General features: G+C 63.3%; 13 protein-coding genes. 7 read left to right on the forward strand and 6 right to left on the reverse strand.

Annotated features, from left to right (window positions below):
• Positions 1–61 precede the first annotated feature (61 nt).
• Together rlmKL and PMI20_RS12955 are read left to right on the forward strand one after the other, a co-directional pair.
• Positions 62–2,332 (forward strand): bifunctional 23S rRNA (guanine(2069)-N(7))-methyltransferase RlmK/23S rRNA (guanine(2445)-N(2))-methyltransferase RlmL, encoded by a 2,271-nt coding sequence (gene rlmKL, locus PMI20_RS12950; protein ID WP_007932188.1) that lies wholly within the window; start codon positions 62–64, stop codon positions 2,330–2,332.
• Positions 2,333–2,458: 126 nt separating this feature from the next.
• A complete protein-coding gene (locus PMI20_RS12955; protein ID WP_007932189.1) occupies positions 2,459–4,858 on the forward strand; it encodes a sensor domain-containing diguanylate cyclase in 2,400 nt (799 codons plus the stop codon).
• Positions 4,859–4,915: 57 nt separating this feature from the next.
• On the opposite strand, the gene dacB is transcribed toward PMI20_RS12955, so the two are convergent.
• Positions 4,916–6,376 carry a D-alanyl-D-alanine carboxypeptidase/D-alanyl-D-alanine endopeptidase gene (gene dacB, locus PMI20_RS12960; RefSeq protein ID WP_007932190.1) on the reverse strand — a complete coding sequence of 487 codons (1,461 nt, stop codon included), beginning with the start codon at positions 6,374–6,376 and terminating at the stop codon, positions 4,916–4,918.
• A gap of 233 nt (positions 6,377–6,609) precedes the next feature.
• Between dacB and PMI20_RS12965 the strand changes: the two genes are divergently transcribed.
• The gene (locus tag PMI20_RS12965; protein WP_007932191.1) at positions 6,610–6,954 is read left to right on the forward strand and encodes a YggL family protein; all 345 of its coding nucleotides are present in this window, start codon (positions 6,610–6,612) and stop codon (positions 6,952–6,954) included.
• Positions 6,955–7,088: 134 nt separating this feature from the next.
• Here PMI20_RS12965 and PMI20_RS12970 read toward each other — a convergent pair whose 3' ends face one another.
• Positions 7,089–8,279 (reverse strand): benzoate/H(+) symporter BenE family transporter, encoded by a 1,191-nt coding sequence (locus tag PMI20_RS12970; RefSeq protein WP_007932192.1) that lies wholly within the window; start codon positions 8,277–8,279, stop codon positions 7,089–7,091.
• A 299-nt stretch (positions 8,280–8,578) separates the two neighbouring features.
• Between PMI20_RS12970 and PMI20_RS12975 the strand changes: the two genes are divergently transcribed.
• Positions 8,579–9,343 (forward strand): GntR family transcriptional regulator, encoded by a 765-nt coding sequence (locus PMI20_RS12975; RefSeq protein WP_007932193.1) that lies wholly within the window; start codon positions 8,579–8,581, stop codon positions 9,341–9,343.
• Between the two features lie 152 nt (positions 9,344–9,495).
• On the opposite strand, the gene guaD is transcribed toward PMI20_RS12975, so the two are convergent.
• From guaD to xdhA, 4 genes are all read right to left on the reverse strand, one after another.
• A complete protein-coding gene (gene guaD, locus PMI20_RS12980) occupies positions 9,496–10,800 on the reverse strand; it encodes a guanine deaminase (RefSeq protein WP_007932194.1) in 1,305 nt (434 codons plus the stop codon).
• A 24-nt stretch (positions 10,801–10,824) separates the two neighbouring features.
• On the reverse strand, positions 10,825–11,667 hold the full coding sequence (gene xdhC / locus PMI20_RS12985; protein ID WP_007932195.1) for a xanthine dehydrogenase accessory protein XdhC: 843 nt from the start codon (positions 11,665–11,667) through the stop codon (positions 10,825–10,827).
• A 115-nt stretch (positions 11,668–11,782) separates the two neighbouring features.
• Positions 11,783–14,182 (reverse strand): xanthine dehydrogenase molybdopterin binding subunit, encoded by a 2,400-nt coding sequence (gene xdhB / locus PMI20_RS12990; RefSeq protein WP_007922357.1) that lies wholly within the window; start codon positions 14,180–14,182, stop codon positions 11,783–11,785.
• The gene (gene xdhA, locus PMI20_RS12995) at positions 14,175–15,629 is read right to left on the reverse strand and encodes a xanthine dehydrogenase small subunit (RefSeq protein WP_007922358.1); all 1,455 of its coding nucleotides are present in this window, start codon (positions 15,627–15,629) and stop codon (positions 14,175–14,177) included. The genes xdhB and xdhA overlap by 8 nt, the downstream gene beginning before the upstream one ends.
• A gap of 268 nt (positions 15,630–15,897) precedes the next feature.
• Here xdhA and PMI20_RS13000 point away from each other — a divergent pair, with 268 nt between their 5' ends.
• The 3 genes from PMI20_RS13000 to zipA all read left to right on the forward strand — a co-directional run bounded on the left by PMI20_RS13000 (position 15,898) and on the right by zipA (position 21,158).
• Complete coding sequence (locus PMI20_RS13000) at positions 15,898–16,557, forward strand: GntR family transcriptional regulator (RefSeq protein ID WP_007922360.1); 660 nt, start codon at positions 15,898–15,900, stop codon at positions 16,555–16,557.
• A 2-nt stretch (positions 16,558–16,559) separates the two neighbouring features.
• A complete protein-coding gene (smc, locus tag PMI20_RS13005) occupies positions 16,560–20,048 on the forward strand; it encodes a chromosome segregation protein SMC (protein ID WP_007922362.1) in 3,489 nt (1,162 codons plus the stop codon).
• A 261-nt stretch (positions 20,049–20,309) separates the two neighbouring features.
• Positions 20,310–21,158 (forward strand): cell division protein ZipA, encoded by an 849-nt coding sequence (gene zipA, locus PMI20_RS13010; protein WP_007922364.1) that lies wholly within the window; start codon positions 20,310–20,312, stop codon positions 21,156–21,158.
• The last annotated feature ends 66 nt before the right edge of the window (positions 21,159–21,224 follow it).

Genomic DNA, 21,224 nt, shown 5'->3' on the forward strand with positions numbered 1-21,224 from the left:
ATTGAAAACCGGGCGGACGATGCGTTGTCCGTTCACTTATTGCTAAAGGCCCTGAACTCCCATGTCGGATCGCTACGAACTCTTCCTCACCTGTCCCAAAGGCCTTGAAGGCCTGCTCATCGAGGAAGCCGCCGGGCTTGGCCTTGAAGACGCGCGCGAACATACCTCGGCCGTGCGCGGCATGGCCGACATGGAGACCGCCTACCGCCTGTGCCTCTGGTCGCGCCTGGCCAACCGGGTACTGCTGGTGCTCAAGCGCTTCCCGATGAAGGACGCCGAAGACCTCTATCACGGCGTGCATGACGTCGACTGGCAGGACCACATGCTGGCGGACGGCACCCTGGCTGTGGAGTTCAGCGGCCACGGCTCGGGCATCGACAACACTCACTTCGGCGCCTTGAAGGTCAAGGACGCCATCGTCGACCGGCTGCGCACGCCGACCGGCGAGCGTCCCTCCATCGACAAGCTCAACCCGGACCTGCGCATTCACCTGCGCCTGGATCGCGGCGAAGCCATCCTCTCCCTCGACCTGTCCGGCCACAGCCTGCACCAGCGCGGCTATCGCCTGCAGCAGGGCGCGGCGCCGCTGAAGGAAAACCTCGCGGCGGCGATCCTGATCCGTTCCGGCTGGCCACGTATCGCGGCCAATGGCGGCGCCCTGGCCGACCCGATGTGCGGCGTGGGGACCTTCCTGGTGGAAGCTGCGATGATCGCCGCCGACATCGCCCCCAACCTCAAGCGCGAGCAATGGGGTTTCACTGCCTGGCTCGGTCACGTCCCGGCCCTGTGGCGCAAGCTGCATGAAGAAGCCCAGGCGCGGGCACAGGCCGGCCTGGCCAAGCCGCCGCTGTGGATTCGCGGTTACGAAGCCGACCCGCGGCTGATCCAGCCAGGGCGCAACAACGTCGAGCGCGCCGGCCTCAGTGAGTGGATCAAGATCTACCAGGGCGAAGTGGCGACTTTCGAGCCGCGCCCGGACCAGAACCAGAAAGGCCTGGTGATCAGCAACCCGCCCTACGGCGAGCGCCTGGGTGACGAAGCCAGCCTGCTGTATCTCTACCAGAACCTCGGCGAGCGCCTGCGTCAGGCCTGCCTGGGCTGGGAAGCGGCGGTATTCACCGGCGCGCCGGATCTGGGCAAGCGCATGGGCATCCGCAGCCACAAGCAGTATTCGTTCTGGAACGGCGCCTTGCCGTGCAAGCTGCTGTTGATCAAGGTGCAGCCAGACCAGTTCGTCACCGGCGAGCGGCGTACCCCGGAGCAACGGCAGATCGAACGCGAACAGGCCGAGGCCGACAAGGCGCCGCTGGTTCCGCAGGAGCGCCAGTACAACAAGAACGGCAACCCGATCAAACCGGCGCCGGCGCCAGCCCCCGTGGTCGAGCAGGCGCGCCTGAGCGAAGGCGGGCAGATGTTCGCCAACCGCCTGCAGAAGAACCTCAAGCTGCTGGGCAAGTGGGCCAAGCGCGAAGGCGTCGAGTGCTATCGCGTCTACGATGCCGACATGCCGGAATATTCCCTGGCCATCGACCTGTACCACGACTGGGTGCACGTGCAGGAATACGCCGCGCCGAAATCCATCGACCCGGAAAAGGCCCAGGCCCGTCTGTTCGATGCCCTGGCGGCCATTCCGCAAGCGTTGAACGTCGACAAGAGCCGGGTGGTGATCAAGCGCCGCGAACGCCAGAGCGGCACCAAGCAGTACGAACGCCAGAGCGCCCAGGGCAAGTTCACCGAGGTCAGCGAAGGTGGCGTGAAGCTGCTGGTCAACCTCACCGACTATCTCGACACCGGGCTGTTTCTCGACCACCGGCCGATGCGCCTGCGGATCCAGAAAGAAGCCGCCGGCAAGCGATTCCTCAACCTGTTCTGCTACACCGCCACCGCCAGTGTGCACGCGGCCAAGGGCGGTGCGCGCAGCACCACCAGCGTCGACCTGTCGAAAACCTACCTGGACTGGGCGCGACGAAACCTGTCGCTCAACGGTTTCTCCGACAAGAACCGTCTGGAGCAGGGCGATGTCATGGCCTGGCTGGAGACCTGCCGCGATGAGTTCGACCTGATCTTCATCGACCCGCCGACCTTCTCCAACTCCAAGCGCATGGAAGGGGTGTTCGACGTGCAGCGTGACCACGTTCAACTGCTCGACCTGGCCATGGCCCGGTTGGCCAGCGGTGGCGTGCTGTATTTCTCCAACAACTTCCGCAAGTTCCAGCTCGAGGAAAACCTGGCGGCGCGTTATGCCGTCGAGGAGATCACCGCCAAGACCATCGACCCGGATTTCGCCCGTAACGGCAAGATCCACCGGGCCTGGAAAATCACCGCCCGCTGAGGTTGATTGGATCCACAGAGCCTTGATTTTCAAGGCTCTTTGCTCTAGCCAAATTAGTGGCGAATAGCTATAACTCAATGCAAGCCCATGTGACGCTCACGTTCGCTGGCGTTATGAGTTTTGCTTATGTCGTTGCACTCGGTACGCCCGAAAATCCTGGGCTTCATCAGCGAAGACGTGTCGGCCTGGCTGGTCGCGTTAGTGGTATTGCTGTTTGGCTGTGTATTGACCGGGCTGCTGGCCTGGTCGACCCTCAATCTGTATCAGCAGCAGTTGCGCCAACGCTTCCAGCTGCTGGCCAGCGAACGTTATAGCCGCATCGAAGAGCGCTTCGAAGATCAGGAGCAGCGCCTGGATGGTCTCAAGCGCTTCTTCATCAATTCCGGCGCGGTCTCGCGCCAGGATTTCGACGGCTACACCCAACCGCTCTTGCATCGCACCCAGGCCTACGCCTGGGCGCCGCGCGTCAGCGGTGCCGAGCGTGCGCTGTTCGAGCGCATGGCGCAGGAACAGGGGGCGCCGGATTATTTCATTGCCGACCTGAATGCCGAAGGCAAGCTGCAGCGAGCCGCCGAGCGCGATGAGTACATACCGGTGCTCTACAGTCAGACCCAAAGCCCGCTGGGCTCGCCCCTGGGGTTCGACCTGCTGGCCCAGCCAATGCGCCGCGACACTCTCGAGCGGGCGCGGCGGCGCGGCGGCGTGGCGGTTTCGCAGCCGGTGCGCTTGGTCGGAGTCGAGCCTTCCTACGCGCGCGGCATCATCCTCGCGACTCCCGTCAGCCTGCGTGCCGATGTGGCCATGTCGACCCCCGAGCCTTACGGTTATGTGATCGCGGTGATCAGCATGCGCCAGCTGGTGGTCGATGGTCTGCCCGAGCAGAGTCAGGACAACCTGTTCGTGCAGATCATCGACCTGTCGACCGCCGAGTCGTACGGCAAACTCTATGAATCGAGCAACGGCCCGGGGGACAGCCCACTGGCGGTGAGCCGGGTGCTGAGCCTGGCCGATCATGATTACCAGGTGAACATCCGCCCCAGCGCGGTGTTCCTCCAGGCCAACCATTCTTCGGTGTCCAGCCAGGTGGTCCTGGGCACGCTGCTGAGCCTGCTGCTCAGTGCCTTGCTGTATGTCCTGGTCAGCCAGCGGCAGCGCGCGCTGCGGTTGGTGGAGCAGCGCACCGGGGAGCTGCGGGCCAGGGAGCAGGAGTTGCGTGGCACCCACGGACAGCTGCGCAGCGTGCTCAATGCGGCGACCCAGGTGGCGATCATCGCCACCGACCTGCGGGGCGTGATCAGCACCTTCAATGCCGGCGCCGAACATATGCTCGGTTACAACAGCGCCGAGGTGGTGGGCCACTTGACCCTGGAAAGCCTGCACCTGCCCGCGGAGCTGAATGCGCGCGCGCAAGCCCTGAGCCAGCGTTACGGCCGGCAGATCCCGATGTGCCAGGCGATGCTGGTGGACGGTTCCGAAGAGCGGGGCGAGGCAACCCGCGAGTGGACCCTGATGCGCCGCGATGGCAGCCATCTGGTGGTGAATATGCTGGCCACCCCGGTCCTGGACGATCACGGTTTATGGGTCGGGCACCTGGCGATTTGTATCGACATCACCGAACGCAAGCGGGTCCACGAGGCGCTGGCGGCCCGCGATCGCCTGCTGAAGAAACTCAGCGCCCATGTACCGGGCGCCATCTATCAGTTCCAGGTAGATACCGAAGGCCATTCCAGCTTCAGCTACGTCAGTGACGGCATCCGCGATATCTACGAGATCGATCCACAGCAGTTGCAGCGCGATGCCAACCCGGTGTTCGAGCGTATTCATCCGGACGATGCGGCCCGGGTGCGCGGCTCGATCTGGACCTCGGCGAAAAAACTCAGCCCCTGGCGCGAGGAATATCGGGTGCAGTTGCCACAGCGCGGCCTGCGCTGGATACGCGGTGAAGCGACCCCGGAAAAGCTGGCAGGGGGCGGGGTGCTGTGGCATGGCTATCTGTCGGACATCTCCGACCTCAAGCGGGTTGAGGAAGAGTTGCGGGCCCTGTCGGTCACCGACTCGCTGACCGGTATCCACAACCGCCGCTATTTCCAGGAGCGCCTGCAGATGGAAATGGCGCGGGTCGAGCGCGGGGTGGGCAGCCTGGCGGTGATCATGCTGGATATCGACCACTTCAAGCGGATCAACGACCAGTACGGGCATGCCATCGGCGACATGGTGCTGCGCGGTGTCTGTGAGCGCATCGGCCTTCGTCTGCGGCGCACGGATGTGTTTTGCCGGCTGGGCGGCGAAGAGTTCATGGTGCTGTGCCCGGACACCGATGGCCAGCAAGCCTATGTCCTGGCCGAGGAGCTGTGGCGCGGGCTGCGCAGCTCGCCGATCGATGGCGTGGGCATTGTCACGGCCAGTTTCGGCATCGCCAGCTGGCGGGAGCACGAAGGGGCCGACGGGCTGTTGCTGCGGGCGGATTCCGGGGTCTATGCGGCCAAGCAGGCTGGGCGCGACCGGGTCGAGGCCGAGATGGGGTAGGCAGGGGCGCAGAAGTGGGGTGACGCGAGGTTGCCCTCGCGCCACCTGAATGACGGCTTACAGGGTCGAAGCGGTGTCTGCCAGTTTCGGCTGGCGGTACAGATCCAGCAGCACTTGATCGAGCACCGAGGACGCGCCCCAGGGCTTCGGATCGTTGAGAATCGCTACCACGGCCCAGGTGTTGCCGTTGCTGTCACGGCTGTAGCCGGCGATGGCGCGGACGGTGTTCAGGGTCCCGGTCTTCACGTGGGCTTCACCGGACATCGCGGTGCGCTTCAGGCGCTTGCGCATGGTGCCGTCCATGCCGGCGATCGGCATCGAACTGATGAACTCCGCCGAGTACGGGCTTCTCCAGGCCGCTTGCAGCATGGAGGCCATTTCGCGGGCGCTGACCCGTTCGGCACGGGACAGGCCCGAACCGTTCTCCATCACCAGGTGCGGCGCGGTGATGCCTTTCTTCGCCAGCCACTGACGCACCACCCGTTGCGCCGCCTTGGCATCGTCGCCATCGGCTTCGGTGCGGTATTGCGCGCCGAGGCTGAGGAACAGTTGCTGGGCCATGGTGTTGTTACTGTATTTGTTGATGTCGCGGATGATTTCCGCCAGGTCCGGCGAGAAGGCCCGGGCCAGCACCTTGGCGCTGGATGGCACGGCGGCCAGGCGGTCCTTGCCCTGGATGCTGCCGCCCAGTTCCTTCCAGATGGCGCGTACGGCGCCGGCGGTGTAGGTCGCGTGGTCGAGCAGCGACAGGTAGGTCTGCGAACTGCAACCGTCGCCCAGCTGGCCGTTGACGGTCACGGTGACGCTGCCGTCCGCCTGTGGGACCGGGTTGTAGCGCACGTTGCCGGTGCACTGTTTGCCGCCGATGGCCTTGACCTGGTTGTCGATGCGAATGCTGGCAATCGGCGGCTCGACGGAAATCAGCACCTTGCCCGAATCGTTGCGCGCCACGAAGCGCAGGGCCTTGAGGTTAACCAGCAGGGCATCGGGCTTGACCAGGAACGGCTTGTTCTCGTCGTTACCGTCGTCGTTGAACTGCGGCAGCTGCGGCTGCACGAAGAAGTTGCGGTCCAGCACCAGGTCGCCGGTCACTTGCTGCACGCCGTTGGCCCGCAGGTCGCGCATCAGCAACCAGAGTTTTTCCATGTTCAGCTTGGGATCGCCGCCGCCCTTGAGGTACAGGTTGCCATTGAGGATGCCGCCGCTCAGGGTGCCGTCGGTGTAGAACTCGGTTTTCCACTGGTGGGTCGGGCCGAGCATTTCCAGGGCGGCGTAGGTGGTAACCAGTTTCATGGTCGAGGCCGGGTTGACCGACACATCGGCGTTGTAAACGGTGGCCGTGCCCGGGCCACTGAGCGGGATCATCACCAGCGACAGGGCGTTGTCTTGCAGTTTGCTGGCCTTGAGGGCCTGTTGAACCTTGGGCGAAAGGGTGGTGTTGACGGGGGCGGCGGAAACGGAAATGGCCAGGGGCAGAAGAAGACCGGCAAGAAAAAGTGGACGCAAAGATTTGATCATGTGAAGTAAAACCCTACAGCCGAGGGGAGAAAAGACGAGGGCATGACGATAAATTCCCTCAGTGGTCACGAAAGTGTCGGCATTATGCCCCAAGGTATAGCGGCTTGTGCCGTGCCGCGGCGGGCTAATGCGCTATTTTTTTCCCAATGGCAGGCCAAGGCCCTCATAGAGTCAGGCAATCGGTTGCTTAAACTGGTAAAGTGCCGCCCGTTATTACTTATGAGGATTGTTCCATGGCCACTAACCGTTCCCGCCGTCTGCGCAAAAAACTGTGCGTAGATGAATTTCAGGAGCTGGGTTTTGAGCTGAACCTGGATTTCAAAGAAGATCTGGCCGAAGAGGCTATTGACGCTTTCCTCGACGCGTTCCTGAAAGAAGCGATGGAAGCCAACGGCCTCGGCTATGTTGGTGGCGATGACTTCGGCCTGGTTTGCCTGAGCAAACGCGGTTCGGTCAGCGAAGAGCAACGTGCCAAGGTCGAAGCCTGGCTCAAGGCCCGCACCGAGCTGACCAGCGTTGAAGTCAGCCCGCTGCTGGACGTCTGGTACCCGGAAAACTCGATCAATCCGGTAGCCTGATGTGCTGAGTCGGTGGCCCGTCCGGGCCGCCGACTCACGGCTGTCGCTGTACAGCCTTCTCTATTTATTTCCCCCGCAGAACCTTTATATGCCTCGGGCCTGTTTCCCGGGATTTCGCGTGGGCGGCTACAGGCTTATTCGTTGTTCCAGTTCAGGATCGCGAGGGTCAGCACGCCGGCCACGATTCCCCAGAACGCCGAGCCGACGGAGAACAGGGTCAGGCCCGAGGCGGTCACCATAAAGGTGATTAGCGCCGCCTCGCGTTCCTTCACCTGGCTCATGGCGATGCTCAGGCCGTTGATGATCGAGCCGAACAGCGCCAGCGCGGCGATCGACAGCACCAGTTCCTTGGGCAGGGCCGCGAACAGCGCCGCCAGCGTGGCGCCGAAGACCCCGGCGATGCCGTAGAAAATCCCGCACCAGACCGCCGCGGTGTAGCGCTTGTTGCGGTCCTCGTGGGCATGGGGGCCGGTGCAGATCGCCGCGCTGATGGCCGCTAGGTTGATGCCGTGGGAGCCGAACGGCGCCAGCAGCAGGGAGGCGATACCGGTGGTAGTGACCAGTGGCGAGGCCGGGACGTTGTAGCCGTCGGCGCGCAGCACGGCGACCCCGGGCATGTTCTGCGAGGTCATGGCCACCACGAACAGCGGGATGCCGATGCTGATGGTCGCCGCCAGGGAGAAGTGCGGGGTGGTCCACACTGGCGTGGCAACTTCCAGGTGGAATTGGCTGAAGTCCAGCAGGCCCATCACCCCGGCCAATGCAGTGCCGATCAGCAGCGCGGCGAGCACCGCATAGCGTGGCGACAGGCGCTTGACCAGCAGGTAGCTGAAGAACATGCCCAGCACCAGGCCGGTGCGGTGCTGCGCGGCGACGAAGATCTCGCTGCCGATCTTGAACAGGATGCCCGCCAGCAGTGCCGCGGCGAGGGAGGCCGGGATGCGCTTGACCAGGCGTTCGAAGCTGCCGGTCAGGCCACAGATGGTTACCAGCACCGCGCAGGTGATATAGGCGCCGATGGCTTCGCCGTAGCTCACCCCGGACAGGCTGGTGATCAGCAGCGCGGCGCCGGGGGTCGACCAGGCGACGGTGATCGGGGTGCGATAACGCAAGGACAGGCCGATGCTGCAGATGGCCATGCCGATGGAGATGGCCCAGATCCACGAGGAAATCTGCCCGCTGGTCAGCCCGGCGGCCTGTCCGGCCTGGAACATCAGCACCAGGGAGCTGGTGTAGCCGGTCATCATGGCGATGAAGCCGGCGACTACGGCCGAGGGCGAAGTATCGGCCAGGGGGCGTAATGGCGCGAGGGAGGCGTCGGACATGGAGCGCTGTTCCTTGTTCTGATAAAGATATCTGTCGCCCGAAAGCCCGGCGCAGGGGCGTTGGGTGACGAAAGCAGGGGCCAAGCCTAAACGTAAAAGTAACCATTCATTGCAATACAGCCAGGGCGGCAAATGGCCGTACAGTCGTTGCGACAGCCCGTGGACCATACAGTTATTGCGAATAAACCCTATGGGTTGTGTACAATGTGCCATTGTTTTTACGCGATACTTGTCAGCGACCCACTGTGCCGTATTACAGTCACGGTCAATTCGCCGCAGTTCTCCCGACTCGAGTGCCCATGAACGAACAGTTGCAACCCCTCAAGAAACAACCGCGAGCAGGCAAGGCCGGTCGCAGCGGGACCCAGGACGATATTGTCTACGCGCATATCTTCGAGGCCATCCTCGAACAGCGCCTGGCGCCCGGCACCAAGTTGAGCGAAGAGGCGCTGGGGGAAATTTTCGGGGTCAGCCGTACCATCATTCGTCGTGCGCTGTCGCGCCTGGCCCATGAAGGCGTGGTGCTGCTGCGGCCCAATCGCGGCGCGGTCGTGGCCAGCCCGAGTGTCGAGGAAGCCCGCCAGGTGTTCATGGCGCGCCGGCTGGTGGAGCGGGCGATCACCGAGCTGGCGGTGCAGCACGCCACGGCCGAACAGCTTGCCGAGCTGCGGCAGATGGTCAACGACGAGCGCGACAGTTTTTCCCGCGGCGATCGCGGCGCCGGTATCCGCTTGTCGGGCGAGTTCCACCTCAAACTTGCCGAGGCGGCGAAGAATGCCCCGCTGATCAGCTTCCAGCGCAGCCTGGTGTCGCAGACCTCGCTGATCATCGCCCAGTACGAAAGCGGTAACCGTTCGCACTGTTCCTACGATGAGCACACCCAGTTGATCGACGCCATCGAGGCCCGCGACGCGGAGCTGGCGGTGACCCTGATGATGCATCACATGGATCACATCGACAGCAAGCTCAACCTCGACGAAGAAAGCGCCTCGGACGACCTGCATGCGGTGTTCTCGCACCTGCTGCAAACCAAGAAGCCGGGCCGCTCTCCCGCCAAGCTCTGAGACATTGCGGCGGGCCCTTCGCGGGCAAGCCTCGCTCCTACGGATTGCGACGTTCGCGTAGGAGCGAGGCTTGCCCGCGATGATGGCCTGAAAGGCACAAAAAAATCCCCGGAATCCAACGATCACGGGGGATTTTTTATGCCTGGAACAACTTAGCGCTGGTGCACCAGATTACCCGCGGCATAGGTCTGCGCCACGGTGCGGTCATCGCCCAGGGTCATCAGCACGAACAGCGTCTCGGCGATGCTCTTGGATTGTTTCAGGCGATAGCTCAGCAGTGGCGTGGCGTTGTAGTCGAGCACCAGGAAGTCGGCGTCGGTGCCTGGCTGCAGGGTGCCGATCCGCTCTTCCAGGCGCAGTGCGCGCGCGCCGCCGAGGGTGGCCAGGTACAGCGACTTGAACGGACTCAGGCGCGCGCCCTGCAACTGCATGACCTTGTAGGCTTCGTTCAGGGTCTGCAGCAGCGAGAAGCTGGTGCCGCCGCCGACGTCAGTGCCCAGGCCGACATTCAGCTTGTGCTTCTCGGCCATCGGCAGGTTGAACAGGCCGCTGCCAAGGAACAGGTTCGAGGTCGGGCAGAAGGCCACGGCCGAACCGGTCTGCGCCAGGCGCGCGCATTCGTCGTCGCACAGGTGCACGCCGTGGGCGAACACCGAGCGCTCGCCCAGCAACTGGTAGTGGTCGTACACATCCAGGTAGCCCTTGCGCTTGGGGAACAGCTCCTTGACCCACTCGACTTCCTGCAGGTTCTCGCTGATATGGGTCTGCATGTACAGGTCGGGGTATTCACTGAGCAGTTGCCCGGCCAGGGTCAGTTGTTCCGGGGTGCTGGTCGGGGCGAAACGCGGTGTCACCGCGTAGTGCAGGCGGCCCTTGCCATGCCAGCGCTCGATCAGCGCCTTGCTTTCCAGGTAGCTGGATTCGGCGGTGTCGGTCAGGTAGTCGGGGGCGTTGCGGTCCATCATCACCTTGCCGGCGATCATCCGCAGGTCGAGCTTCTCGGCCGCTTCGAAAAAGGCATTCACCGATTGCGGATGCACGCTGCCGAAGACCAGGGCGGTGGTGGTGCCGTTGCGCAGCAGTTCCTTGATGAAAATTCCCGCCACTTCTTCGGCATGGGCCTGGTCGGCGAACTGGCTTTCGCAAGGGAAGGTGTAGGTGTTGAGCCAGTCCAGCAACTGCTCGCCATAGGCACCGACCATGCCGGTCTGCGGCAGGTGGATATGGGTGTCGATAAAGCCTGGGGTGATCAGCGCATCCTGGTAGTGAGTGATCTCGATATCGGCGGGCAGGCTGGCGAGCAATTCGCTGGCGTGGCCGAGGGCGCTGATCTGGCCGTTGTCGACCACCAGCAGGCCATCCTCGAAATACTCGTAGGAGGCTTCGATGCCGACCTCGGCGGGGTCGGCGATGCTGTGCAGGATGGCGGCACGGTAGGCTTTGCGAGTCAGAGGCATGAGGCAGTCTCGGTTCGTGGCTTTTTAATGAGTGGCATGGCTGCGGCGCGAGGCCGGCAGCAGCTTGGCAATGGATTCGGCGCGGGCACTGTGCTGGCCGAAATTGGCGTTATAGGTGGCGATGATTTCGCCGGCGATGGAGATGGCGATTTCCACAGGCAACTTGCCTTTGACTTCGCCGAGCCCCATTGGGCAGCGCATGCGTTGCAGCACGCCGCTGTCGAAGCCGCGCTCGCGCAGGCGGTGTTCGAACTTCACCCGTTTGGTCTTCGAGCCGATCAGGCCGAAGTAGGCGAAGTCGTTGCGCTTGAGGATCGCGGCGGTGAGCTCCAGGTCGAGCTGGTGATTGTGGGTCATGACGATGCAGTAGCTGCCGGCGGGCAGGTCGTCGATTTCATCGACGGGCTCTTCGCTGACGATCTTGCGTACGCCCTGGGGGATCTGCTCGGGGAATTCCTGTTCCCGCGAGTCGATCCAGCGCACCTTGCACGGCAGGCTGGCGAGCAGCGGCACCAGGGCGCGGCCGACATGGCCGGCGCCGAAGACCGCGATCTGCGCCTGGACCTGGCCCATGGGTTCGAACAGCAACACCGTTACCCCACCGCAGCACTGGCCGAGGCTGGCGCCCAGGCTGAAGCGCTCCAGGTGGGTGTCCTGCTTGCCGCTGGCGAGCATCTCGCGGGCGATCTGCATGGCCTTGTATTCCAGGTGGCCGCCGCCGATGGTGTCGAAGCTCTGGGTGGCGCTGATGACCATTTTCGAGCCGGCATTGCGTGGCGTCGAACCCAGCTCTTCGATGATGGTCACCAGCACGCAGGGTTCACCGCGGGTTTGCAGGTCGGCGAGGGCGCTGATCCAGTTGTACATGTTTTACCTCAACATCGCTGTTGTCTGTTCGGCCCTCATCGCGGGCAAGCCTCGCTCCTACCGATCTGCACGGGTCTGTAGGAGCGAGGCTTGCCCGCGATAGGCGCACCTCGTTCTAGAGCGGAGCCAGTTCAGACTCGGCCTCGACGGCCTTCGTCACCTTCAGCTGGCGCATCTGCTCGCAGCCCCACAACACCCGCTCCGGCGTGGCCGGTGCGTCGATCTTCGGCTGGTGCCGGTAATCGCCAAGGCTGGCCACGGCGTCCTTGATCGCGCACCAGGCGGCGATGCCGAGCATGAACGGCGGTTCGCCCACGGCCTTGGAATGGAACACCGTGTCTTCCGGGTTCTTGCGGTTTTCCACCAGCTTGACCCGCAGGTCCAGCGGCATGTCGGCCACTGCCGGAATCTTGTAGCTGGCCGGGCCGTTGGTCATCAGCTTGCCCTTGGCGTTCCACACCAGCTCTTCCATGGTCAGCCAGCCCATGCCCTGGATGAAGCCACCTTCCACCTGGCCGATGTCGATGGCCGGGTTCAGCGAGGCGCCGACGTCATGCAGGATGTCGGTGCGCAGCATCTTGTACTCGCCGGTCAGGGTGTCGACTATCACCTCGGCGCAGGCGGCGCCGTAGGCGTAGTAGTAGAACGGCCGGCCACGGGCCTGGGCACGGTCGTAGTAGATTTTCGGGGTCTTGTAGAAGCCGGTGCTGGACAGCGAGACCTGGGCGAAATAGGCCTGCTGGATCAGCTCCTCGAAACTCAGGATCTGGTCGCGGACCCGCACATGGCCGTTGTGGAACTCCACATCTTCCTCGCTGACCTTGTACTGTCGGGCGGCAAACTCCACCAGGCGTTTCTTGATGATTTCCGCTGCGTTCTGCGCCGCCTTGCCGTTCAGGTCGGCACCGCTGGAGGCGGCGGTCGGCGAGGTGTTGGGCACCTTGTCGGTGTTGGTCGCGGTGATCTGCACCCGGTCGATCTCCACCTGGAACACCTCGGCCACCACCTGCGCCACCTTGGTGTTCAGGCCTTGGCCCATTTCCGTGCCGCCGTGGTTGAGGTGGATGCTGCCGTCGGTATAGACGTGCACCAGTGCGCCGGCCTGGTTGAGGAAGCTGGCGGTGAAGGAAATACCGAATTTCACCGGGGTCAGCGCCAGACCTTTTTTCAGGATCGGGCTGCCGGCGTTGTAGCGGCGGATCGCTTCGCGGCGCTCGGCGTACTGGCTGCTGGCTTCCAGTTCTGCGGTCATTTCTTCGAGCATGTTGTGCTCGACGGTCTGGTAGTAGTGGGTGACGTTGCGTTCGGTCTTGCCGTAGTAGTTGGCTTTGCGTACTGCCAGCGGGTCGAGGGCGAGATGGCGGGCGATGGCGTCCATCACTTCCTCGATGGCGACCATGCCTTGCGGGCCGCCGAAACCACGGTAGGCGGTGTTCGACGCGGTGTTGGTCTTGCAGCGATGGCCGTTGATGGTGGCGTCGCCCAGGTAGTACGAGTTGTCGGCGTGGAACATCGCCCGGTCGACGATCGAGGCCGACAGGTCCGGCGAGCAACCGCAGTTGCCGGCCAGCTCCAGCTGGATGCCATGCAGGCGCCCGGTGCTGTCGAAGCCGACGTCGTACTCGATATAGAAGGGGTGGCGCTTGCCGGTCATCAGCATGTCTTCGACCCGCGGCAGGCGCATCTTGGTTGGCTGGCCGGTGAGGTGCGCGATTACCGCGCACAGGCATGCCGGGCTGGCGGCCTGGGTTTCCTTGCCGCCGAAACCACCGCCCATGCGGCGCATGTCGACCACGATCTTGTTCATCGACACGTCCAGCACCTCGGCCACCAGCTTCTGCACCTCGGTGGGGTTCTGGGTCGAGCAGTAGACGATCATGCCGCCGTCTTCGGTGGGCATCACCGAGGAAATCTGGGTCTCCAGGTAGAAGTGTTCCTGGCCGCCGATGTGCAGCGTGCCCTGCAGGCGATGCTCGGCGCTGGCCAAGGCTTTGGCCGAGTCGCCGCGCTGGTGGGTGTGGCTGTCGAGGACGAAGTGACGTTTGCGCAGGGCTTCGACCACGTCCAGGACTGGCTCCAGGTCCTCGTATTCGATGACCGCGGCCATGGCCGCCTGGCGCGCGGTCTCCAGGTCGCGGGCGGCCACGGCCAGCACCGGCTGGCCGACGAACTGCACGTCGTCGATGGCCAGCAGCGGGTCGCCGGGCAGCAGCGGGCCGATGTCTTTCAGCCCCGGAATGTCCTTGTGGGTGATGACGATACGCACGCCTTCGAAGGCATGGCAGGGCGCGGTGTCGATGCTGAGGATCTTGGCGTGGGCACGGTCTGAGAGGCGCGCATACACATGCAGCTGGTTGGGGAATTCCAGCCGGTCATCGATATACACCGCTTCGCCGGATACATGCTTGGCGGCACTGTCGTGCTTGACGCTGCGCCCGACGCCGGTGGCCAGGTCCTGTTGAAACAGGGCGCTCAGTTCGGCTTGAGTCTTCTCGACTTTGTGATGATTAGACATAAGCGGTCACCCGGGTTTCGATGTGCGGTGTTTGCAGTTCGATAAAGTATTTGCGCAGCAGGTTCTGGGCGCTGAGCAGGCGGTATTCCTTGCTGGCGCGGAAGTCCGAAAGCGGGGTGAAGTCTTCGCCCAGGGCGGCGCAGGCACGTTCGACGGTGGTCTCGCTCCACGGTGCGCCGAGCAGCGCGGCCTCACAGTGCTTGGCGCGTTTCGGGGTGGCGGCCATGCCACCGAAGGCTACGCGGGCGTCGGCGATCACGCCGTTCTCGATACGCAGGTTGAAGGCCGCGCAGACCGCGGAAATATCGTCGTCCAGGCGCTTGGACACCTTGTAGGCGCGGAACAGCTGCTGGGCGCTGGCCCGTGGCACGATGATCTTCTCGATGAACTCGCTTTCCTGGCGCGCGGTGACGCGGTAGTCGATGAAATAGTCTTCCAGGGCCAGGGTGCGGCGGGTGTTGCCCTTGCACAGGACGATCTGCGCGCCCAGGGCGATCAGCAAGGGCGATGAGTCGCCGATGGGCGAAGCGTTGCCGATGTTGCCGCCCAGGGTGCCCTGGTTGCGGATCTGCAACGAGGCGAAGCGTTGCAGCAGTTCGCCGAAGTCCGGGTATTCGGCCTTGAGGGCGTCGTAGCAATCGGAGAGGGCGGTGGCGGCGCCGATTTCCAGGCGGTCGTCGAAGCGCTCGACGCGTTTCATTTCGGCGACGTTGCCGACGTAGATCATCACCGGCAGCGGGCGGTGGAACTGGGTGACTTCCAGTGCCAGGTCGGTGCCGCCGGCCAGCAACCGAGCTTGCGGGTAGGCGTCATACAGGTCGGCCAGGTCGGATACGGTCAGCGGTACCAGGCAACGTTTGTCGCCACTGTTCAGTTCGCCGGTATCGCTGGGGGCGATGGCTTTCAGGCGGGCGATGGTCTCGGCTTCGCGGGCGTCGAACTGGTCCGGCTGCTTGCCGCAACAGGCCTGCTCGGCGGCGGCGAGGATCGGGCGGTAGCCGGTGCAGCGGCACAGGTTGCCGGCCAGGGCCTCGTGGGCCTTGTGCGCGTCGGGTTGTTCGGAGTTCTTCTGCAGGGCGAACAGCGACATGACGAAGCCCGGCGTACAGAAGCCGCACTGCGAGCCGTGGCACTCGACCATGGCTTTCTGCACGCTGTGCAACTGGCCCTGGTGCTTGAGGTCTTCGACGCTGATCAGCTGTTTGCCGTGCAGCGACGAGACGAAGGTCAGGCACGAGTTGAGGCTGCGATAACGGATGTGCTCCGCGCCCGTGTCGTCGGTCTGCAATTCGCCGACCACCACGGTGCAGGCGCCACAGTCGCCACTGGCGCAGCCTTCCTTGGTACCGGGCTTGCCCAGATGCTCGCGCAGATAATTGAGCACCGTCAGATTCGGGTCCAGGGTGTGCTCGCTACGGAGTTCCTGGTTGAGTAAAAACTGGATCACGGAAGGCCTCGCAGACTCATTATTGTTGTTAACCGACAGGGGCCGAATTTAGTCATGTCTGACTTTTCGGTCAATGATTTTCTGACTTAAGGGTCAGGAAATAATTTTTTGCCGATCAACATGCGCTTTCAAACAGTATTGACCCTCCCGGGCCGCAGTGCTTTTTGCTTATTCCGTGCCAAATTCAGGCCCTTGGGCACTCCGCCATGAGGTAGCAATTGCGCTACACTGCGCCGCTTGTACCGATCTGAGAGTTTGAAGGAAAACCATGACGTTCAAGGCGCCGGACAGCCTCGCCGAGCAAATCGCTCACCACCTCGCCGAACGCATCATTCGCGGCGAGCTCAAGCCTGGGGAGCGCATTCAGGAACAGAAGGTCACGCTGGCCCTCAACGTCAGCCGCGGCTCGGTCCGCGAGGCCCTGCTGATCCTCGAACGCCGTCACCTGATCGCCATCCTGCCGCGTCGTGGCGCCCATGTGACCGAACTCACCCCGCACAAGGTGCGGAGCCTGTGCACTCTGATGAGCGAGCTGTACATCCTGCTGGGCAACTCCGTGGCCAATGGCTGGGAACTGCAGGCCGACATGGCGCCGTTCCTGCAGATCCAGCAGCGATTGATCGCCGCCTACGAGCGCCAGGACATCCGCAGTTTCGTCGAAGACAGCTTCAATGTGATGCGCGCCGCCTACCCGTTCGCCGACAACCCGTACCTGCAGGAAACCGTCGAGAACCTGCAGCCGGCGATGAGCCGTGCCTATTTCCTGGCCCTGGAGCAGCGCAAGGCGGAAATGAGCGAATTCCTCGACCTGTTCGAGCAACTGCTGGCCGCCGTGCTGGCCCGTGACCTGCCGACGATCCGCCTGGTGCTGACGGCCTATGCCCGGCGCAGTTGCGACCTGGTAGTCGCCGCCTTGACGGTTGCCTGAGCGTGCGGCTCAAGTGCATCAAGCTGGCGGGGTTCAAGTCCTTCGTCGACCCGACCACGGTGAACTTCCCCAGTAACATGGCGGCGGTGGTCGGGCCCAATGGTTGTGGCAAGTCGAACATCATCGACGCCGTGCGCTGGGTCATGGGCGAGAGCTCGGCCAAGAACCTGCGCGGCGAGTCGATGACCGACGTCATCTTCAACGGCTCCACCAGCCGCAAGCCGGTGAGCCAGGCCAGCATCGAGCTGGTCTTCGACAACTCCGACGGCACCCTGGTCGGCGAGTACGCGGCCTACGCGGAGATCTCCATCCGCCGCAAGGTCACCCGCGACAGCCAGAACAGCTATTTCCTCAACGGCGCCAAGTGCCGTCGTCGCGACATTACCGACATTTTCCTCGGCACCGGCCTGGGGCCACGCAGCTACTCGATCATCGAGCAGGGCATGATCTCCAAGCTGATCGAAGCCAAGCCGGAAGACCTGCGCAACTTCATCGAAGAAGCCGCCGGGATTTCCAAGTACAAGGAGCGCCGCCGGGAAACCGAAAACCGCATCCGCCGTACCCACGAAAACCTGGCGCGCCTGACCGACCTGCGCGAAGAGCTGGAGCGCCAGCTCGAACGCCTGCACCGGCAGGCCCAGGCGGCCGAGAAGTACCAGGAATACAAAGCCGAGGAGCGTCAGCTCAAGGCCCAACTGTCGGCACTGCGCTGGCAGGAGCTTAACGAGCAGGTCGGCCAGCGCGAATCGATCATCGGCAACCAGGAAGTCGGCTTTGAAGCCCTGGTGGCGGAGCAACGCAATGCCGACGCCGCCATCGAGCGCCTGCGCGACGGTCACCATGAGTTGTCCGAGCGCTTCAATCTGGTGCAGGGGCGCTTCTATTCGGTCGGCGGCGATATCGCCCGGGTCGAGCAGAGCATCCAGCACGGCCAGCAGCGTCTGCGCCAGTTGCAGGACGACTTGCGCGAGGCCGAGCGTGCACGCCAGGAGACCGAATCCCACCTGGGCCACGACCGCACCTTGCTCGCCACCCTCGGTGAAGAGCTGGAAATGCTCGAGCCCGAGCAGGAAGTCACCAGCGCCGCTGCCGAAGAGGCTGCCGCGGCGCTGGAAGAAGCCGAAACCACCATGCACGGCTGGCAGGAGCAGTGGGACGGATTCAACCTCAAGTCCGCCGAGCCGCGGCGCCAGGCCGAGGTGCAGCAGTCGCGTATCCAGCAGCTCGAAGGCAGCATGGAGCGCCTGGGCGAGCGCCAGCGGCGCCTGGTGGAGGAGCGCGCGTTGCTCGCCGCCGACCCGGAAGACGCGGCGATCCTCGAACTCAATGAACAACTCGCGGCCAGCGAGGCGACCCTGGAAGATTTGCAGGCCAGCGAAGACGCTCAAGTCGAGCGCCTGGAGCAACTGCGCCAGGAGCTGCATCAGGCGACCCAGGCCCAGCAGCAGGCCCAGGGCGAACTACAGCGTCTCAATGGGCGCCTGGCCTCGCTGGAGGCTTTGCAGCAGGCGGCGCTCAATCCGGGGACCGGCGCCGCGCAATGGCTGCAGGAGCAACAGTTGGCCGAGCGTCCGCGGCTGGCCGAAGGCTTGAAGGTCGAGGCCGGTTGGGAGCTGGCGGTGGAAACCGTGCTCGGCGCCGACCTGCAAGCGGTACTGGTCGACGACTTTGCCGGGTTCGACCTGGCCGGCTTCGAGCAGGGCGACCTGCGCCTGCTCCAGCTGGCGGGCGAGAGTGTGCGGATGCCTGGCAGCCTGCTGGACAAGGTCGATGCCCAGGTCGATCTGGCGCCCTGGCTGGGCCAGGTCAAACCGGTGGAAAGCCTTGAGCAGGCCTTGGCGTTGCGTGGCCAATTGGCGGCCGGCGAGAGTCTGATCAGCCGTGACGGGTTCTGGGTTGGCCGGCATTTCCTGCGGGTGCGCCGCGCCAGCGAAGCGGAAAGCGGCATGCTCGCGCGCAACCAGGAAATCGAACAACTGAGCCTGGAGCGCGACGAGCGCGAAGCCAGCGTGGAAGACCTGGAAACCCGGTTGCAGAACCTGCGTGCGCAACAGCGCCAGCAAGAGAACGGTCGCGAACACTTGCGCCGTCTCTTGCAGGACGAAGCCCGTCAGCAGGGTGAATTGAAAGCCAGGCTTTCCGCCGGCAAGGCCAAGGCCGAGCAGTTGGCCCTGCGCCGTACCCGCCTGGATGAAGAAGTGGCGGAGCTGGGCGAGCAGCGCGCGGTCGAACACGAGCAAGTGGGCGAAGCCCGTCTGCAGTTGCAGGAAGCCCTCGACAGCATGGCCCTGGACACCGAGCAGCGCGAATTGCTGCTGGCCCAGCGCGACAGTTTGCGCGAGCGCCTGGACCGGGTGCGCCAGGAGGCGCGCCAGCACAAGGATCATGCTCATCAGTTGGCGGTGCGCCTGGGGTCGCTCAAGGCCCAGCACGATTCCACCCGCCAGGCCCTGGAGCGCCTGGAGCTGCAATCGGAGCGCCTGACGGAGAAGCGCGAACAGCTCAGCCTGAACCTGGAGGAGGGCGCCGCGCCGTTGGAAGAACTGCGCCTGAAGCTCGAGGAGTTGCTGGAAAAACGCATGACCGTCGACGTCGAGCTCAAGAGCGCGCAGATCGCCATGGAGGATGCCGACCGCGAATTGCGCGACGCGGAAAAACGTCGGACCCAGGCCGAGCAGCAATCGCACTTGATCCGTGGCCAGCTCGAACAGCAGCGCATGGAATGGCAGGCCCTGAGCGTGCGTCGCAAGACCTTGCAGGACCAGTTGCTGGAAGACGGCTACGACTTGCAGGGCGTGCTCGCCACGCTGACCGCGCAGGCCAGCGAGAAAGAGGCCGAGGAAGAACTCGAGCGGATTGCCGCGCGCATCCTGCGCCTGGGGGCGATCAACCTCGCGGCCATCGATGAGTACCAGCAGCAGTCCGAACGCAAACGTTATCTGGACGCCCAGGACGCCGATCTGGTGGAAGCCCTGGAAACCCTGGAAAACGTGATTCGCAAGATCGACAAGGAAACCCGTAATCGTTTCAAGGATACCTTTGATCAGATTAACGGCGGTTTGCAGGCGCTCTTTCCAAAAGTTTTCGGTGGCGGCAGCGCTTATTTGGAACTGACGGGCGAAGATCTACTCGATACAGGGGTAACGATCATGGCGCGTCCGCCAGGGAAGAAGAACAGCACCATTCATTTGTTGTCCGGTGGTGAGAAAGCATTGACGGCCCTGGCGCTGGTATTTGCCATCTTCAAGTTGAACCCGGCGCCGTTCTGCATGCTCGACGAAGTTGACGCCCCGCTGGATGACGCTAACGTTGGACGCTACGCAAGGCTGGTTAAAGAGATGTCGCAGACGGTGCAGTTCATCTATATCACCCACAACAAGATCGCCATGGAAATGGCCGATCAATTGATGGGCGTGACGATGCACGAACCCGGCTGTTCGCGCCTGGTAGCAGTGGATGTCGAGGAGGCGATGGCGATGGTGGACGCCTGATATCCGGGTGACCACAGCCGGTATGTAAGTGACAAGTAAGAGGTTTTTACCTGTGCCGAGTACTGGCTGATCGACATATTGAATGAAGCCGTTGCGACAGACGGTGTAAAGTTGTCTTTGGTCGTGCTAGTTTAATGTCAATTTTTCCTATACGTGGGCAAAAGGCCAGTCAGAACATAGAGTTGGCGCCACGTTTTAAAGCGGTTTGCAGTTTGCTAAACCTCTTATTTTTCAGCATTTTTCATAGAGGCACGGGATTACATGGAAATCGGTCTGCGCGAGTGGCTGATCGTCATCGGCATCATTGTCATTGCCGGTATTCTTTTTGATGGCTGGCGCCGTATGCGCGGCGGCAAGGGAAAGTTGAAATTCCGTCTGGATCGTAGCCTGTCCAACCTGCCGGACGACGACAGCAGTGCCGAACTGCTGGGCCCGCCCCGCGTGCTGGATACCCATAAGGAACCGCAACTCGACGAGCACGACCTGCCGTCGATGAGCGCGCCGGCGCGCGAACCGCGCGAATCTGGCTCCAAGCGTGGCAAGCGTGCCAGCGAGCCACAGCAGGGCGACCTGAACCTCAACCTGGATCTGGACGGCGGCCCGAGCTTCAGCAGCCGTGACGACGACTTCCCGGATGAGACCAAGGCTTCCGGCTATGCCGACAAGGACCAGCCGCAAGCCGAAGAAGTGTTGGTGATCAGCGTGATCTGCCGTGATGCCGGCGGCTTCAAGGGCCCGGCGCTGTTGCAGAACATCCTGGAAAGTGGCCTGCGTTTTGGCGAGATGGATATTTTCCACCGTCACGAAAGCATGGCTGGTAATGGCGAAGTGCTGTTCTCCATGGCCAACGCGGTCAAGCCGGGCGTATTCGACCTGGACGACATCGACCACTTCAGCACCCCGGCGGTGAGCTTCTTCCTCGGCCTGCCAGGCCCGCGTCATCCGAAGCAGGCTTTCGACGTGATGGTGGCCGCGGCGCGCAAGCTGTCCCAGGAACTGAATGGCGAGCTGAAGGATGACCAGCGCAGCGTGCTGACCGCCCAGACCATCGAGCACTACCGTCAGCGCATCGTCGAATTCGAACGTCGCGCCCTGACCCAGAAGCGCTGAGCGCTTCGCGAGCCAGCCGCTCCGGCATAACTTGGCCTGCCGGAGCGGGCTCGCGACAGGGCCGAA

This window comes from Pseudomonas sp. GM17 (assembly GCF_000282175.2).
Lineage (GTDB): Bacteria > Pseudomonadota > Gammaproteobacteria > Pseudomonadales > Pseudomonadaceae > Aquipseudomonas > Aquipseudomonas chlororaphis.